This window comes from Saccharopolyspora erythraea, from assembly GCF_018141105.1.
Lineage (GTDB): Bacteria > Actinomycetota > Actinomycetes > Mycobacteriales > Pseudonocardiaceae > Saccharopolyspora_D > Saccharopolyspora_D erythraea_A.
This window is the reverse complement of the sequence record NZ_CP054839.1, coordinates 6,261,718-6,277,788: the sequence shown is the minus strand read 5'-3', so window position 1 is coordinate 6,277,788 and position 16,071 is coordinate 6,261,718. Positions and strand designations below refer to the sequence as shown.

Below are 16,071 nucleotides of genomic sequence, written 5' to 3'. Positions count from 1 at the left end.
CCGAAGGAGAACACGGCATGAAGGCAGCCCAGGTGGTGGGCTATGGCGAACCGCTTCGCATGGCGGACGTGCCAACCCCGAAGATCACCAGCCCGTACGACGTGATCGTCAAGATCGGCGGAGCCGGTGTGTGCCGCACCGACCTCCACATCCTCGAAGGCCAGTGGGCGGAGAAATCCGGCGTGACCCTGCCGTACACGATCGGCCATGAGAACGCGGGATGGGTGCACGCGGTCGGAAGCGCGGTCACCAACGTCGCTGAGGGCGACAAGGTGATCGTGCATCCGCTGATCACGTGCGGTCTCTGCCGGGCCTGCAGGTTCGGCGACGATGTGCACTGCGAACAGTCGTCGTTCCCCGGTATCGACACGGCCGGTGGCTATGCGGAGTACCTCAAGACCTCCGCTCGCAGCGTCGTGCGGATCGACGACTCCCTCGAACCCTCCGACGTGGCCGCCCTCGCTGATGCAGGCTTGACCGCGTACCACGCTGCGGCGAAGGCGGCACGCGGCCTCCGGCCGGGCGACCGCTGCGCCGTGATCGGCGCGGGCGGGCTCGGGCACATCGGTATCCAGGTCCTGAAAGCCACCACAGCCGCGGAACTCATCGTCGTCGACCGCAACCCCGACGCTGTGAAGCTGGCCGTGGCCATCGGAGCCGACCACGGGGTGGTCGCCGAGGGCGGTCAGGTCGAGGAAGTGCTCGAGCTGACCGGTGGGCACGGAGCGGAGGTCGTCATCGACTTCGTCGGTGAGGGCGGCGCCACCGCGGACGGCGTCGCCATGCTGCGCCGCGCCGGCGACTACCACGTGGTCGGCTACGGCGAGAACATCAACGTTCCGACCATCGACATCATCTCCACCGAGATCAACCTCATCGGCAACCTGGTCGGCTCCTACAACGACCTGTGCGAGCTGATGGTCCTGGCCGCACGGGGACACGTTCAGCTGCATACCGCCAAGTACCCGCTCGAGCGGTTCCAGGACGCCCTGGACGACCTCGACGCCGGACGCATCCGCGGTCGCGCGATTCTCGTCCCGTGATCCCCACCGCACCAGCAGTCCAGACACGCGAAGGACACGCATGATCTTCATTGTCGCCAAGTTCCAGGTGAAATCCGAACACGCGGATCAGTGGCCCGGGATCGCAGCCGCGTTCACCGAAGCGACCCGCAGTGAACCGGGATGCTTGTGGTTCGACTGGTCCCGCAGCGTCGAGAATCCGAACGAGTACGTCGTCGTCGAGGCGTTCCGGGATGGCGAGGCGGGTAGCGCGCACGTCCACTCCGAGCACTTCAGGACCGCGCAGCGGAGCTGGCCGCACTACCTCGCCGAGACGCCGCAGGTCATCAACACGACACTCCCGCAGGACGACTGGTCGTCGTTGGGGGAAATGGCGGTGCAACCGCAGAGCTGAGAGCAAGTGGACGGGGCCGGAGTGTCTCCGGCCCCGTCACGCGTTGTTGGTGCGGTGCAGCACGGCGTGGGCGAGAGAACTGTCGCAGACGAGGACGTTCAGGACTCCGCTGCGCAGTGCGCCGAGGACGCCGCGCGTCTTGTCCGTGCCCGCGGCGACCCCGACGACGACGGGAATCGCGGCCAGATCGTCGAGGGATACGGCAAGAACCCGGTCCGCGGTCGGGCCGGTGATCGCGCGTCCTTTGTCGTCGAAGTAACGGGCGCAGATGTCACCCGCGGGATTCGCCGCAGTGAACTGCTCGAACTCTTCCTCGGTGAGCTGCATCGACTCGATGATCGCTGCGGACGAACCGACGTCACGGCTGCCGATGCCCACGATGGCCATCGAGCATTCGCTCGCAGCGCTGAGCGTGGATTCGATCGAGGGCTCGGCCAGCAGCACGTCACGACCTGCCTTCGAGGTGACCAGGGCCGGGGCGTGCAATCGCTGGAAACGTCCGCCCAGACGGCGCGCCAGCTCCCGCACGAGCTCCTCACCGGTGATCTCGGAATCCACGGACGACAGGCCGCCGACCAGAGGGACGACCTCGACGTCGAGGCCGCCCTGCTCGGGCACGGATCGCACGACTGCCTGCAAGCTCCGCCCCCAGGACAACCCGATCCGGTGGCCGGGCCGGAGGTTCTCGACCAGCCATCGGGCTCCGAGGTCGCCGGTCTTCTGCAGGTGCGGGCCGTTCCCGTGGACGTCTGAGACGCGGCAGTCGTGGAGCCCGAAGGCGTCCTTGAGCTGCCGCTCCAACTCGAGGTCGCGGCCGCTGGGATCGTGGATGCGGATCTCGACGATCCCCCGGTCGTGCGCTGCCGCAAGGACCCGCGACACGTTCGATCTGCTCAGACCGAGCGCCCGCCCGATTTCCTGCTGCGAGCGGTTCTCCTCGTAGTACATCCGGGCAGCCTTCACGAGAAGTTCTTGATCACGTGGTGGCGGCACTGGTCCGGTTTCCTCTCGGGCGTGGGTGTGGCCTGCGTCAGGTCAATGTACGGCGTCGTGATCCACCGACAGCGCAGCAGTCAGCGCCGTGAGCGCCGCATCGTCGCCTTCGCCGTCGGTCCGCACTACGGCTTCCTCGCCGTGCGCCAGCGCCAGGCCGAGTACGGCGAGGATGCTCTTGGCGTCGGCGAGCTCGCCGTCTGGGCGGCCGATCCGCACCTCGCACGGGTGCTGGCTCGCGGCCTGCACGAAGGCTGCGGCCGGACGGGCGTGAAGGCCGACGGTCGAAGCGATGGTGACGCGCTGTTCTTGCACGAAACTCTCCTGTAGGTCGTCTTGCGTTCGTCTGGTTGCGGGGTATTGCCCTGCTTGGACGAGCATGTTACACACATCACTGCAAATGTGAACACCTTCTGCACATAGGTGCATATGAGTCGCTGAACAGCGGCGCACTGCACTCGCACCCCCCGACTCGGCTTACCTGCCGCGACCAGGTCGGTGCGAATCGCGATCCAGAAATGCTGATCGAGGAGAACGCGCATGAATGCTCTGACTGCCGCTGCGGCGGAACCAGGGTCGAGCGGAGGCGGCGGCCCGCTGGCGGTGTTCGAGTGGTTGGGGACGCACTTCATCGGCCTGTTCGAAGAGGCCGGGAGGCAGTTCACCGACCTCGTCACCGGCATCCTGCCCACGTTGATCGTCCTGCTGACCGCGATGTACGCGCTGACCAGCGCGATCGGCGAACAGCGGGTGACCAGGGCGGTGAGGTGGTCGGCACGGTGGCGGTTCACCCGCTACACGGTCATGCCCATCGTCTCCGTGCTGATGCTGACCAACCCCATCTGTTTTTCGTTCGGGCGGTTTCTGCCAGAACGCTACAAGCCCGCCTTCTACGACTCGACCGTGTCCTTCGTGCACCCGGTCACCCCGTTCTTCCCGTACGCCAACGCGAGCGAGCTCTTCGTGTGGCTGGGGGTTGCCAGCGGCGTCCAGAAGCTCGGGGTCTCCACGGTCCCGCTGGGTCTGCGGTACCTGCTCGTGGGCATCGCAGTGATCCTGCTGCGGGGGATCGTCACCGAGATCATCACCCAGATCATGATCAAGCGAACCGGTCGGACCGAGGAATTCCGCCGCTTTGATGAGGAGTTCAGCAGTGCCCCCGTCGCCGGACTCGCCAAGGAGCACTGACATGACGACTCAGGAGAACCGCAAGCACGCGGCAGTGTCGGTCCGGCCGGGCTCTGCCGGCTGGGGCACCGGATGGGTCCTGCGACCCACCGAAACGCGCAACAAGGTCCTCTCCGTCACAGGCGGCGGAATCCACCCCGTCGCCGCACGCATCGCCGAGCTCACGGGCGCCGAGCCGGTGGATGCGTTCACCGAGAACGTGCCCGACGACGAAGTGCTGTGCGCGGTGATCAATTGCGGCGGTACCGCGCGCATCGGGATCTATCCCCGCAAGAAGATCCCCACTGTCGACGTGTATCCGGGCGGACCCAGCGGCCCGCTCGCCCAGTTCATCACCGAGGACGTGTTCGTGTCAGCGGTGGGGCTCAACGAGATCGTGCCGTGCGACGCGGACGGCGACTCCACGCCGGAAGAGCCGGTTCCGGATCGCTCTGCGGAGCAGGCGAAGGCCACACCGCCGTCTCCGGCAAGCCCCATGGACAGCGCGGACAAGGGATCCCGGCGGGGATGGCTAAATGCCGGAACTGGAGTGTTCGTCTCCTTCAGCACCGGAGTCGGGGCCGCGATCAACACCCTCATCGCGGCAGGGCGGCAAACGATCACGCTGGTGTTGCAGACCATCCTTCCGTTCATGGCCTACGTCAGCCTCCTGCTGGGCTTCGTGCACTACACCGGCGTGGCCCACGCCGTCGGCCAGGTCCTGGCACCGGTGGCCACCAACCCGGTCGGCCTGGTGGCCATCGGCGCCGTGACGGCGTTGCCGTTCCTGTCACCAGTCCTCGGCCCTGGCGCCGCGATCGCGCAGGTAATCGGGACGCTCATGGGCAGCCAGATCGCGATCGGCGCGATCCCCGTCCAGTACGCCCTGCCCACCCTGTTCGCCATCAACGGCCAGGCGGGATGCGACTTCGTCCCAGTCGGCCTCGCGCTGGGTGAGGCCAAGTCCGAGACCGTCGCGGTGGGAACGCCTGCCGTGCTGATCAGCCGAATGATCACCGCACCGGCCGCGGTGATCATCGCGTGGGCGGCGAGCTTCGGGCTGTGAAAGACCATCACTTCTCTGAAAGGCAGGACACCGACATGGGCAACGACTACTACGAAAGCACGATTCTGCGAGTCGGCGAGGAGGCCGCCGACTTGATCGCGGGCGGCGTACTGATCCTCTACGCCGACCCCATTCCCGATGCCCTCGAAAGCGTCAGCGTCGTGCACTCCCCGAGCACGCCGCTGGTGAACGAGTTGCGCGCCGGAGACACCCTGTGGCTCGGCGACCAGCGCGTCGAACTGACCGAGGTCGGTGAGCGCGCCACGGAGAACCTCCGCACATTGGGGCATGTCGTCATCCACCTCAACCCGGATTCGGACACGAAGTTGCTACCCGGGGCGGTGCACGGTCGAGGTGAGATCGGCGCCGTGGAAGCAGGGGCGCGGCTGGTACTCCAGGCCGTCGCAGCGAAGGTGTGACGCCATGTCCTGGGCTCTCATCGGTGTTGCCGTGATGATCGTCGTGTCGACGGGCCTGGCCTGGGTGCAGCAGCGTGCTTACCAGCAAAAGGTCAACACGCTCGTCACACAGGAACGGCAGGACGGCCGGATTCTGGTCAGCGGCCGAGCCAAGGGAAAGGTGCGCGGCGCCATCGTCCTGCTCGTCATCGACCGTCGCTCCAGCCTCGTCCATCGGGCGGTGGGGATGGCGGGAGCCTCGGTGTTCGCGCGCTTCCACGAGTTGCCGCAATTGATCGGGCCGCTGGCCGGCGCCGGCGGCAGAGCGCCGAGCAGGGCGGTCCGGCGCGCGACCGAGGACGCCATTGAGCGCTACTCGCAGTTGCGGGTGTCGTCGAAGCCCGTCCCGCATTGACCTCGACATCAGGAAGGACGTCATGGAAAAGCGTGTACAGGGTGTGGGTGTCAGCGCGGGCAGCGCTCAGGGACCAGCTGTGGTCGTGGTGTCCGGAAAGGCGGTCGCCCCAGTTGTAGAGGGCGGTGCTGATCCGGCTTCCGAGGCGGTCCGGCTCGATTCGGCGACCGAACGCGTGGCCGCGGAGATCGAGAACCGCGCTGAGCGCGCCGAGGGAAGCGCTGCCGAGGTGCTGACCACCGCCGTGCTCATGGCCAAGGATCCGACGTTGCGCACCAAGGCGAGGGAACGCGTCGACAGCGGCTTGCGAGCCGAACGTGCGGTGTGGGAGGCCGCGGAGGAGTTCTGCGCGGCGTTGGAAGCCAGCGGCGGTTACTTCGCCGAACGCGTGGCGGACGTGCGCGACATCCGCGACCGTCTGATCTCGGATCTGACCGGGGTTCCGCTGCCGGGTGTTCCGGAGCTCGCCGCCCCGTCGATCCTCGTGGCCGACGATCTCGCCCCCGCCGACACGGCCACGCTCGACGCCGATCTCGTGCTGGGCTTCGTCACCCGCGAGGGCGGGCCCACCAGCCACACCGCGATTCTGGCTCGCTCGCTGGGAATTCCGGCGGTCGTCGCGTGCCGGGATCTCGACGGAGTGGCCGACGGGAACTGCCTCATTCTCGACGGCGGCAGCGGGCAGGTCACGATCACCGACGACTCGTCGGTGGTGATGACCAATCCGCGCGCTCGCCCGAAGCACTTGGATTATGCGGGCACCTTGTCGGACGGCACCCCGATCGGGCTGCTGGCAAACCTGGGAGAGCCCTCAGGGGTCCCCACCGCGCGGGATGTCCGGGCACCGGGGGTGGGGCTGTTGCGCACCGAGTTCCTGTTCGACGGCCGCACGAGTGCGCCCGATGCCGAACAGCAACGCCATGTGTACGAGGAGGTGCTGAAGGCCTTCACCGGCGGGCGCGTGGTCATCCGAACGTTGGACGCCGGCTCGGACAAGCCGCTGGCCTTCGTGCGCGAGGACACCAGCCCCAATCCCGCCCTCGGCGTACGAGGGCTTCGGGTGAGTGTGGCGCAACCCGAATTGCTGGACGTGCAGCTTCAGGCGATCGCGGACGCTCAGGAGCGAAGTGAGGTGGAAGTCTGGGTCATGGCCCCGATGGTCTCCACGCCGACTGAAGCGGAATGGTTTTCCGCGAAGGCACGGGAACGTGGAATCCGCAAGGTAGGTGTGATGATCGAAGTCCCGGCGGCGGCTTTGCAGGCTGATCGGATCCTGGAACACGTGGATTTCGCCAGCATCGGAACGAACGATCTCGCGCAGTACACGTTCGCCGCCGACAGGATGTCCGGCGGTCTGGCCGAACTCAACGATCCGTGGCAGCCGGCCTTGTTGGAACTGATCGCAACGGTGGGTGAAGCCGGCCGGCGACGCGGGAAGCCGGTCGGTGTGTGTGGTGAGGCTGCGGCCGACCCGATCCTGGCGCCTGTGCTGGTCGGACTGGGTGCGACCAGCTTGTCGATGACCCCGAGGGCACTGCCCGCGGTCGGTCGGGCGCTGTCGCGCATGACCGCGCCGGAGTGCGGTCAACTCGCCAAGCGGGCCTTGATCGCCGCGACGCCGGAGACCGCGAGAGCTGCGGTGTCGCAGGAGATCGCTTCGGAATAGGAAAAACACAATTGTTTTGAGCTGACATCGAATCCGCTGTCAGCCGATGAACGTTATCCGGAAACGGCGGCAATGGCCGTGCGTGCGGACTTCTCGAAAGCCCTTGTCTTAGCGGGGGCAGCGTGCTATCAAGTTACATAGTCACTAAAGTGCGTACGTTTACACAAATGTGCAAATGCGTCCGCCCGGTTTGCGTCACGGGCGGCAGGGAGGACCGGGCAATGAGCTACGTCGGACGTCTGAAGAGGCGAGAGCGGGAGTTGGGTCGCCCGGTGCGGGTCGGCCTGGTGGGGGCCGGCCAGATGGGCCTCGGCTTCGTCGTGCAGGTCAGTCGGATCCCTGGGATGCACATGTCGGCGATCGCCGATGTGCAGCCCCAGCGGGGCTTCGACGCCCTCCGGCGCGCCGGATACGAGGACGTGGTCTCCGGCCCGTCCGGTCAGGTCGTGCAGGACGGTGGGTCGGTCGTGGTGTCCGACGCGCTCGATCTCGTCGACCTGCCCATCGACATCATCGTGGACGCCAGTGGTGTTCCCGACGTCGGTGCAGCGGTGGCCTTCAACGGTCTGCTGGCGGGCAAGGACATCGCCCTGCTCAACGTCGAATGCGACGTCACCGTGGGATACGTGCTCTCGACGCTGGCGCAGCAGATGGGCCGTGTCTACACGGTCTGTCGCGGCGACGAGCCCTCTGAGTGCCGGGTGCTTGTCGACTACGTGCGCGATCTCGGGCTCGAGATCGTGTGCGCGGGCAAGGGCAAGAACAACCCGCTCAATCCCGCCGCGACGCCCGACTCGGTCTCGGTCCAGGCGGCGGCCAAGCACATGAACCCGAAGATGTTGGCGAGCTTCGTCGACGGGTCCAAAACGATGATCGAAATGGCGGCCTTGGCCAATGCGACCGGTCTACGCGTGCCGCAGCGGGGTATGACGGGTCCACATTCGACAGTGGAAGGACTGGCCAAGGTCTTCAAGCCGCAGAGCGACGGCGGCGTTTTGAAGCACTCGGGTGTGGTCGACTACTGCACGGGCCCGGTGGCGCCCGGGGTGTTCGTCATCGGGTACTGCCCGGACGAGGTGGTCACCGCCGAGCTGGAGTACCTGTCGATGGGGGAGGGGCCCTATTACGCGTTCTACCGGCCGTACCACCTCGCGAGCGTGGAAGCGCCGTTGAGCGTGGCCGAGGCCGTTCTGGACCGGACGCCGTCGCTGGCACCGGCGACGTGGACCGCTGAAGTCGTCGCGGTGGCCAAGCGCGACCTCGCCGCTGACGAGCTCATCGACGGCATCGGTGGGGAAACCGTCCACGGTGTCACCGACGACGCCGCGGTCGCCGCCGCCGAACAGCTCGTTCCCATCGGCCTGGTCGCGGGGGCCCGCGTGCTGCGCCCGGTCGCAGCGGGCACCCCGCTGACCACCGAGGACGTGGAGCTCGACGAAACCACCACGATCGCCCACCTGCGCCGCCTGCAGGACAAGCTCCTGGCCGCCCGGGCACCGGCCGAGCTGTGGGAGACCAACGGTTCTGTGCCCACCACGACCGCCGCTCTGTCGGCCTGAAGGGTAGTGCGATGAAAGACCTGGTCACCAACGTCGAGAACGCGCAGCGGGTTCTCACGACGATGTGGAGCATCCGCCGCTTCGAAGAAGCCGTGGACGACCTGTTCGCTCGGGGTCTGATGCACGGCACCATGCACCTGTCGATCGGGCAGGAAGCCGTTCCCGCCGGCGCCTGCGAGGCGCTGGTCGACGGCGACTACATCACCTCCACACACCGCGGCCACGGCCACTGCATCGCTCGCGGCGCCGCACTGGACCGGATGATGGCCGAGCTGATGGCCAAGGAAACCGGTTACTGCCGGGGGCGTGGCGGTTCCATGCACATCGCCGACGTCGCCACCGGAAACCTCGGTGCCAACGGCATCGTCGCCGGCGGTGTCCCCATCGCGGCGGGCGCCGGTCTGGCGGCGAAGCTGCGTGCTGAACCCGCGGTGGCGGTCAGCTTCTTCGGCGACGGTGCGGTCAACGAAGGCGCCTGGCACGAGGGCGTCAACCTCGCCGCCATCTGGGACCTCCCCGTGGTGTTCGTCTGCGAGAACAACCACTACGGGATGTCGATGTCGGTCGGCAAAGCCTTCCGCGTGGAGCATCTCGCAGACCGGGCCGCCGCCTATGGGATGCCCGGTGTCACGGTCGACGGAAACGACGTCCAGGGCGTCCACGAAGCGGTGTCCGCGGCCGTCGACCGCGCCCGGGACGGAGGCGGCCCCTCGCTGATCGAAGCCGTCACATACCGCTGGAAGGGCCATTCCAAGAGCGACAAGAACCTCTACCGCACGCGCGAGGAAATCGACCAGTGGCGTGAGCGGGACCCGATCATCGCCTTCGAGTCCGTCATCGCCGACGCGAAGACGCTCACCGACGCCGAGATCGAAGCCTGCCGCGCCAGTGCCCGCGACGCGGTCCGCGACGCCGTGCGCACCGCGAACAAGGCACCCGACGCGACCGCCGACGAGCTCACCTCGGCCGTCTACGCGAGCTGAACCGGAAGGAAAGCATCGTGACCGCAGCCCCGCAGGCACCGGCCAGGGAAGCCGGCAGCCGAACTGACGACGAACGCACACTCACCTACGCCGAGGCGGTGCGCGAGGCTCTCGCCGAGGCCATGCAGGCCGACGAGCAGGTCTTCCTGCTCGGCGAGGATGTCGGCATCTACGGTGGCGCATTCGGCGTTACCGGCGACCTGGTGCACCGCTTCGGCGAGGACCGGGTCCGCGACACACCCATCAGCGAGCTGGGGATCGTGGGGGCCTCGGTCGGCGCCGCCATGGCCGGCATGCGGCCGGTGGTCGAGATCCAGTTCTCTGACTTCACCGCTCAGGCGATGGACCAGATCGCCAACCAGGCCGCCAAGATTCACTTCATGCTCGGTGGGGCGGCGCACGTGCCGATGGTCCTGCGCGCGCCGGGTGGCTCCGGTACCGGAGCGGCTGCGCAGCACTCCCAGAGCCTGGAGTCCTGGTTTACCCACATCCCCGGGCTGAAGGTCGTCATGCCGACCACGCCCGCCGACGCCAAGGGTTTGCTGCTCAGCGCCATCGACGATCCGAACCCCGTGATCGTCCTGGAGCACAAGCTGCTTTACAAGCAGAGCGGTCCGGTCTCCGAAGGCGCCGCACGGGTTCCCCTCCAGCAGGCCGCCGTGCGGCGTGATGGCAAGGACATCACGATCGTGGCCACCGGAGTGATGGTCTCGCGCGCCCTGGAAGCGGCAGAGCAGTTGCACGACACGGGCGTGGAGGCCACCGTTGTCGATCCGCGCACGCTCAAGCCGCTCGACGAAACGACCATTCTGCAGGCCATCGCCGCGACCGGCAGAGCACTGCTCGTCCAGGAAGCCCCGCGTACCGGAGGATTCATGGCCGAGATCGCCGCGCTGATCACCGAATCCGACACCTTCGGCGCCCTGCGGGCCCCGATCCGCCGGCTGTGCGGACTGGACGTCCCGATTCCCTATGCGCCGCAGTTGGAGAAGGCGGCGGTGCCGCAGACCCCCGACATCGTCGCAGCGGCCACGAAGCTCGTAGAGGAGTGGTGATGCGCGAAATCCCGCTTGTCATGCCGAAGATGTCGATGACGATGGAGGAAGGCACCCTCGTCGTCTGGCACAAGTCGATCAACGACGAAGTGCGGGTCGGCGACGTGGTCTGCGAGGTGGCCACCGACAAGGTCGACATGGAGGTCGAGTCACCGACCGAGGGCACCCTGACCCGGTTGGTCGCCGACCCCGACCAGGTCGTCGCCGTCGGCGATCCGATCGCCTACATCGCGAGCACCGCCGACGATCTGCTCGAAGGACTGCTCGACGGACCCGACATGGAGTCCGACACGAGCAAGGGCGACGACGCCCCGAGCACACCTGCGCCAGCACCTGCTGTGGCGACACAGCCGTCGGGGGCCCCGAAGCGGGCGGTGCCGCTCGCCCGGATCCGCGCCCGCAAGCTCGGGGTGGAGCTGAATTCCGTCGAAGGCACCGGGGCCGGTGGCACTGTGCGGGTGGTCGACGTGGAGCGGGCGGCCGCTGCGAAGGCCGCACCGCTCAACGGCGGAACCAGTTCGGCGAACGGCTCGAAGCTCGACGCAGCGGTCGCGATCAGCGCGGGCAAGGTCGACGACGAGGCTGCCAGGAGCAAACGCCGCAGCATGCGCGCGGCCGTCGCGCGCAAGATGACGGCCTCTGCTGCGATCCCGCAGTTCACGGTCTACCGCGACCTCGATCTCGGGGTGGTGGCGCCGCACCGGGGACGCCGCACGTGGACGACTGTGCTCACCAGGGCGTTCGCATGCGTCCTTCGGGACTCGCCCGTGTTGAACGCGCAATGGATTGATGAGGGCGTTCAGCCGCTGGAGTCTGTCGCGATCGCGCTTGCCGTGGACACCGACCGGGGTTTGCTGGCACCGGTGCTCGGTGAGCCTGATGTGGCAGGAGTCGACGAGCTCGACCAACGCATCCGCGATCTGGTCCAGCGTGCCCGCAGTGGGAAGCTCACCGTCGAGGAGATGTCGGCGACGGCATCCTCCACCGTCTCGAACTTGGGCGGGCTGGGTATCGACTCCTTCAACGCACTGCTGACGCCTCCGCAGGGAACGGCATTGTCGTTGGGCAGCGTCGGCCCGCGTCTCGTGCCGGTTCTCGGCGGCGTCGAGGCTCGCACCACGTGCACGGTCGGCCTGACCGTCGATCACCGGATCGCGGACGGAGCCGACGCCGCTCGTGCCCTGCAGGCTCTGCAAACGATCCTGAACGAGCCGGAGCGGCTCGGTCTGACCCCAGTGCACCGGTGAGGCGGGGACCGAATGTCGTCCCTCCTCACAGGGTGGTGTGACGTTTACGATGGAGTCCCGACGATCGTGACCGAGAGGCGATGAGAGTGAGTTCACCGACCGCTGCTGGAGTCGTGCTGGCCAGTGGTGCGGGCACGCGGGTGGGTAGCGCGACCAACAAGGTCTTCCTCCCGGTGGCCGGGCGCCGCGTCGTCTCCTGGGCGATGGAGGCCATGGCCAGGCCGGCGGAGGTCGGTGTGCTCGTACTCGTCGTGCGGCCCCAGGACCACGAGCACGTGGAGTGGGTGCTCGATCGCGAACTCGACCACCTGGAGATCGAGATCGTTCACGGTGGTCAGACCCGCCAGGAGTCGGAGCTGCACGCGCTCCGGCACCTCGCAGCCCGGATCGACGACGGCACAATCGACACGGTCCTGATCCACGACGCCGCGAGGCCGGCGCCGTCCCCGTCCTTGATCGCCGGCGTCGTGCACGCCGCGCGTGAGCACGGGGGCGCGATACCGGGAGTGCGCGATGACAGCTTGCGCATGGTCAACGAAGACGGAAGCCGGCTCGAGGGCCAGACACCCGCGGGGCTGATCCGGGTGCAGACTCCGCAGGGTTTCCGCGCCCGCCCACTCCTCGACGCCTATGAGAAAGCTGCTCGGGAAGAATTCGTCGGCACCGATACCGCTTCGTGCATGGAGAATTTCTCCGATCTCCCCGTCCAGTGGATCGCAGGGGAAGGCACCAACATCAAGATCACCTACCCCGATGATCTCGTCCTCGCCGAGCAACTGCTCACCGAACTGAACAGCCACGACTAGGTGCGCGGAGGAAAGGCCATGAGCAACATCGAGCGGGCAAGCCTGCTGTGCCGGAATTGCGGCGAGGAGGCTCCCCACGAGTTGACCTACGCCGGCAATGTCCTCGCATGCACGACGTGCTGCAACTGTGGCTTCGCTTCCAGGCGAGACGTTTCGAGGCAGTACGTGAAGGATCTCGAGCGGAGGGTGCGGGCCAAGCCCCGCCGGATGCTGCGGCGGTTCCGTCGGCACCCGGTCGCCTACAGCTTGTCAGTCGTCCGTGGGCTCGCCACCAAACCTGTGGACATGTGGGGGGAGATCAACCTCGCGGCGCACAGCAGGACGCGTCGCGCCGCGAGACGGCAGTGCGAAGGTGAAACGAGCCGGGGTAACATCGCGGCCTCACGCGAACCCCGTGGGGACGTCGAAAGGCAAAGCTGAGGCAACAGTTGCGTGCTTTCGATGGTTAATGTGTGCAGTGGTGCCATTAATTGTGACGCCTCGTAGTGCTTTTTCGGCGGCCTGAAAACAGTTATGTTCGAAGTCGAAGACTGAATTGAAGTCAGGAAGGAAGTCCTCAGCGTGACTGCGGCGCCGGAGGGGCGGAAGCTGTTGCGTCTTGAGGTGCGCAACAGCCAGACGCCTATCGAGAAGAAGCCATCGTGGATCAAGACCCGCGCTCGGATGGGACCCGAGTACCAGGAGCTCAAGGGCCTGGTGAAGCGGGAGGGACTGCACACCGTCTGCGAGGAGGCGGGCTGTCCGAACATCTTCGAGTGCTGGGAGGACCGCGAGGCCACCTTCCTCATCGGGGGTGACCAGTGCACCCGCCGCTGCGACTTCTGCCAGATCGACACCGGCAAGCCCGCCGAGCTCGACGTGGAGGAGCCGCGCCGGGTCGCCGAGTCGGTGCAGGCGATGGGGCTGCGCTACTCCACGGTCACCGGTGTCGCGCGCGACGACCTCGAGGACGGCGGCGCCTGGCTGTACGCCGAGACGGTGCGCCAGATCCACCAGCTCAACCCGGGCACCGGCGTGGAGTTGCTGATCCCGGATTTCAACGCCGACCCCGGCCAGCTCGCCGAGGTCTTCGGCTCCCGGCCGGAGGTGCTGGCCCACAACGTGGAGACCGTGCCGCGGATCTTCAAGCGGATCCGTCCGGCGTTTCGCTACGAGCGGTCGCTGGAGGTCATCACCCGGGCCCGCGAGGACGGCCTGGTGACCAAGTCCAACCTCATCCTGGGCATGGGCGAGACGCCCGAGGAGGTCACCGACGCGCTGCGCGACCTGCGCGAGGCGGGCACCGACATCATCACCATCACCCAGTACCTGCGCCCCAGCCCCCGCCACCACCCCGTGGAGCGCTGGGTCAAGCCGGAGGAGTTCGTCGAGCACACCCGCACCGCCGAGGAGCTCGGCTTCCCCGGTGTGATGGCCGGGCCGCTCGTGCGCTCCAGCTACCGCGCCGGGCGCCTGTACGCCAAGGCCACCGAGCACCGCGGCATGCCGCTGCCGGACAACCTCGCGCACCTGGCCAAGGCCGGTACCGCCGCGCAGGAAGCCAGCAGCCTGCTGTCCCGCTGAACCCTTGATTCCGTGACCACAAAGGAGTTTCAACAATGACCGACACGTCCGCCGATCTGGTCATTCTCGGCGGCGGTTCGGGCGGCTACGCCTGCGCTTTCCGCGCGGCCGAGCTCGGCCTGTCCGTCGTCCTTATCGAAAAGGACAAGCTCGGTGGGACCTGCCTGCACCGCGGGTGCATCCCCACCAAGGCGCTGCTGCACGCGGCGGAGGTCGCCGACTCCGCCCGCGACGGTGACCAGTTCGGTGTGAAGACCTCGCTGGAGGGCATCGACATCGCGGGCGTCAACTCCTACAAGGACGGTGTCGTCAGCAAGCTCTACAAGGGCGTCCAGGGCCTGTTCAAGGCGCACAAGATCACCGTCGTCGAGGGTGCGGGCACCCTGGTCGACGCCAAGACCGTCGAGGTCGACGGCACCCGCTACACCGGCCGCAACGTCGTGCTCGCCACCGGCTCGTACTCCAAGTCGCTGCCGGGGCTGGAGCTGGGCGGCCGGGTCATCGCCAGCGAGCAGGCACTGAACCTGGACTTCGTCCCGGACAAGGTCGTGGTCCTCGGCGGCGGCGTGATCGGCGTGGAGTTCGCCAGCGTCTGGCGCTCCTTCGGCGCCGAGGTCACCATCGTCGAGGCCCTGCCGCACCTGGTGCCCAACGAGGACGAGTTCATCTCCAAGCGCCTGGAGCGCGAGTTCCGCAAGCGCGGCATCAAGTTCAAGACCGGCGTCAAGTTCACCGGCGCCCAGCAGAGCGCCGAGGGGGTCTCGGTCAGCCTGGAGAACGGCGACCAGTACGACGCCGACCTGCTGCTGGTGGCCGTCGGCCGCGGCCCCAACACCGCCGCGCTGGGCTTCGAGGAGGCCGGGGTGACCATGGAGCGCGGCTTCGTGCGCACCGACGAGCGCCTGCGCACCAGCGTCGACGGCGTCTACGCGGTCGGCGACATCGTGCCCGGCCTGCAGCTGGCGCACCGCGGCTTCCAGCAGGGCATCTTCGTGGCCGAGGAGATCGCGGGGCTCGACCCGCAGGCGATCGACGAGTCGGGCATCCCCCGGGTCACCTACAGCCACCCCGAGGTCGCCTCGGTCGGCCTGACCGAGGCCGCGGCCAAGGAGCAGTACGGATCGGTCGAGACCTTCAACTACGACCTGGCAGGCAACGGCAAGAGCCAGATCCTCAAGACCTCCGGTGCGGTGAAGCTGGTCCGGGTCACCGACGGCCCGGTGGTGGGACTGCACATGGTCGGCGACCGCGTCGGTGAGCTCATCGGCGAGGCCCAGCTCATCTACAACTGGGAGGCCCTGCCCGAGGACGTCGCACCGCTGGTGCACGCCCACCCGACTCAGACCGAAGCGCTCGGCGAGGCCCACCTCGCCCTGGCCGGCAAGCCGCTGCACGTGCACGGCTGACACCGCATCGATCCAGCACCTGGAAACGTTGCTTTCCGCGGTTCGCCATTCCATTCGCAGGCACCTCGGCTCGCGTATCAACCGCCGAAGACGGTCGATGCGCGGGCGTGGTGACCTGCGACGGAGTTGGATCTCGTAGAGGAGAATGATGGTGTGAGTGCACGCATGACCCGGAACGGTTGGCGTACGCGGCGTACCTCTTCGCCACGCCTGCACCCATCTGGAAACCGACTGCGGCGCTGCCGCGACCACCCTCGTCGCCTCGGCCTGCGTCATCCCACCATGGACAGCCGCGACCATTCTCTTTGACGCTGGCGGTGGGAGGAAGGTG

The 16,071-nt window shown here is 67.4% G+C and carries 17 protein-coding genes; 15 read left to right on the top strand and 2 right to left on the bottom strand.

From position 1 onward, the window contains the following. The first annotated feature begins 17 nt into the window (after positions 1 to 17). Both HUO13_RS28050 and HUO13_RS28045 read left to right on the top strand, forming a co-directional pair. The gene (locus HUO13_RS28050) at positions 18 to 1,043 is read left to right on the top strand and encodes an NAD(P)-dependent alcohol dehydrogenase (RefSeq protein ID WP_211897998.1); all 1,026 of its coding nucleotides are present in this window, start codon (positions 18 to 20) and stop codon (positions 1,041 to 1,043) included. A gap of 40 nt (positions 1,044 to 1,083) precedes the next feature. Next, the gene (locus HUO13_RS28045; RefSeq protein WP_211897997.1) at positions 1,084 to 1,416 is read left to right on the top strand and encodes a putative quinol monooxygenase; all 333 of its coding nucleotides are present in this window, start codon (positions 1,084 to 1,086) and stop codon (positions 1,414 to 1,416) included. A 36-nt stretch (positions 1,417 to 1,452) separates the two neighbouring features. On the opposite strand, the gene HUO13_RS28040 is transcribed toward HUO13_RS28045, so the two are convergent. Continuing rightward, positions 1,453 to 2,379, bottom strand: coding sequence for a sugar-binding transcriptional regulator (locus tag HUO13_RS28040; RefSeq protein WP_249124124.1), 927 nt, complete (start codon positions 2,377 to 2,379; stop codon positions 1,453 to 1,455). A 72-nt stretch (positions 2,380 to 2,451) separates the two neighbouring features. After that, complete coding sequence (locus tag HUO13_RS28035; RefSeq protein ID WP_211897995.1) at positions 2,452 to 2,724, bottom strand: HPr family phosphocarrier protein; 273 nt, start codon at positions 2,722 to 2,724, stop codon at positions 2,452 to 2,454. Positions 2,725 to 2,949: 225 nt separating this feature from the next. Between HUO13_RS28035 and srlA the strand changes: the two genes are divergently transcribed. The 13 genes from srlA to lpdA all read left to right on the top strand — a co-directional run bounded on the left by srlA (position 2,950) and on the right by lpdA (position 15,740). Then, the gene (gene srlA, locus HUO13_RS28030) at positions 2,950 to 3,597 is read left to right on the top strand and encodes a PTS glucitol/sorbitol transporter subunit IIC (RefSeq protein ID WP_211897994.1); all 648 of its coding nucleotides are present in this window, start codon (positions 2,950 to 2,952) and stop codon (positions 3,595 to 3,597) included. 1 nt (position 3,598) lies between these two features. Then, positions 3,599 to 4,642, top strand: a complete 1,044-nt coding sequence (gene srlE, locus HUO13_RS28025; protein WP_211897993.1) for a PTS glucitol/sorbitol transporter subunit IIB — start codon at positions 3,599 to 3,601, stop codon at positions 4,640 to 4,642. 35 nt (positions 4,643 to 4,677) lie between these two features. Then, complete coding sequence (locus HUO13_RS28020) at positions 4,678 to 5,061, top strand: PTS glucitol/sorbitol transporter subunit IIA (protein WP_211897992.1); 384 nt, start codon at positions 4,678 to 4,680, stop codon at positions 5,059 to 5,061. Between the two features lie 4 nt (positions 5,062 to 5,065). Beyond that, positions 5,066 to 5,455, top strand: coding sequence for a transcriptional regulator GutM (locus HUO13_RS28015; protein ID WP_211897991.1), 390 nt, complete (start codon positions 5,066 to 5,068; stop codon positions 5,453 to 5,455). Positions 5,456 to 5,477: 22 nt separating this feature from the next. Further along, complete coding sequence (gene ptsP, locus HUO13_RS28010) at positions 5,478 to 7,121, top strand: phosphoenolpyruvate--protein phosphotransferase (RefSeq protein WP_211897990.1); 1,644 nt, start codon at positions 5,478 to 5,480, stop codon at positions 7,119 to 7,121. 221 nt (positions 7,122 to 7,342) lie between these two features. After that, positions 7,343 to 8,680 carry an NAD(P)H-dependent oxidoreductase gene (locus HUO13_RS28005; RefSeq protein ID WP_211897989.1) on the top strand — a complete coding sequence of 446 codons (1,338 nt, stop codon included), beginning with the start codon at positions 7,343 to 7,345 and terminating at the stop codon, positions 8,678 to 8,680. Positions 8,681 to 8,691: 11 nt separating this feature from the next. Next, on the top strand, positions 8,692 to 9,663 hold the full coding sequence (locus HUO13_RS28000; RefSeq protein ID WP_211897988.1) for a thiamine pyrophosphate-dependent dehydrogenase E1 component subunit alpha: 972 nt from the start codon (positions 8,692 to 8,694) through the stop codon (positions 9,661 to 9,663). Positions 9,664 to 9,680: 17 nt separating this feature from the next. Next, complete coding sequence (locus HUO13_RS27995) at positions 9,681 to 10,718, top strand: alpha-ketoacid dehydrogenase subunit beta (RefSeq protein ID WP_282974875.1); 1,038 nt, start codon at positions 9,681 to 9,683, stop codon at positions 10,716 to 10,718. Further along, positions 10,610 to 11,965: a dihydrolipoamide acetyltransferase family protein gene (locus HUO13_RS27990; protein WP_249124123.1), complete on the top strand. Its 1,356-nt coding sequence runs from the start codon at positions 10,610 to 10,612 to the stop codon at positions 11,963 to 11,965. The genes HUO13_RS27995 and HUO13_RS27990 overlap by 109 nt, the downstream gene beginning before the upstream one ends. Positions 11,966 to 12,045: 80 nt before the next feature. Continuing rightward, entirely contained in the window at positions 12,046 to 12,771 is a 726-nt protein-coding gene (locus HUO13_RS27985; RefSeq protein WP_211897987.1) for an IspD/TarI family cytidylyltransferase, read from the top strand. A gap of 18 nt (positions 12,772 to 12,789) precedes the next feature. Continuing rightward, complete coding sequence (locus HUO13_RS27980) at positions 12,790 to 13,191, top strand: hypothetical protein (RefSeq protein WP_211897986.1); 402 nt, start codon at positions 12,790 to 12,792, stop codon at positions 13,189 to 13,191. Positions 13,192 to 13,332: 141 nt separating this feature from the next. Then, the gene (lipA, locus tag HUO13_RS27975) at positions 13,333 to 14,334 is read left to right on the top strand and encodes a lipoyl synthase (RefSeq protein WP_211897985.1); all 1,002 of its coding nucleotides are present in this window, start codon (positions 13,333 to 13,335) and stop codon (positions 14,332 to 14,334) included. A 35-nt stretch (positions 14,335 to 14,369) separates the two neighbouring features. Continuing rightward, entirely contained in the window at positions 14,370 to 15,740 is a 1,371-nt protein-coding gene (gene lpdA / locus HUO13_RS27970; RefSeq protein WP_211897984.1) for a dihydrolipoyl dehydrogenase, read from the top strand. The last annotated feature ends 331 nt before the right edge of the window (positions 15,741 to 16,071 follow it).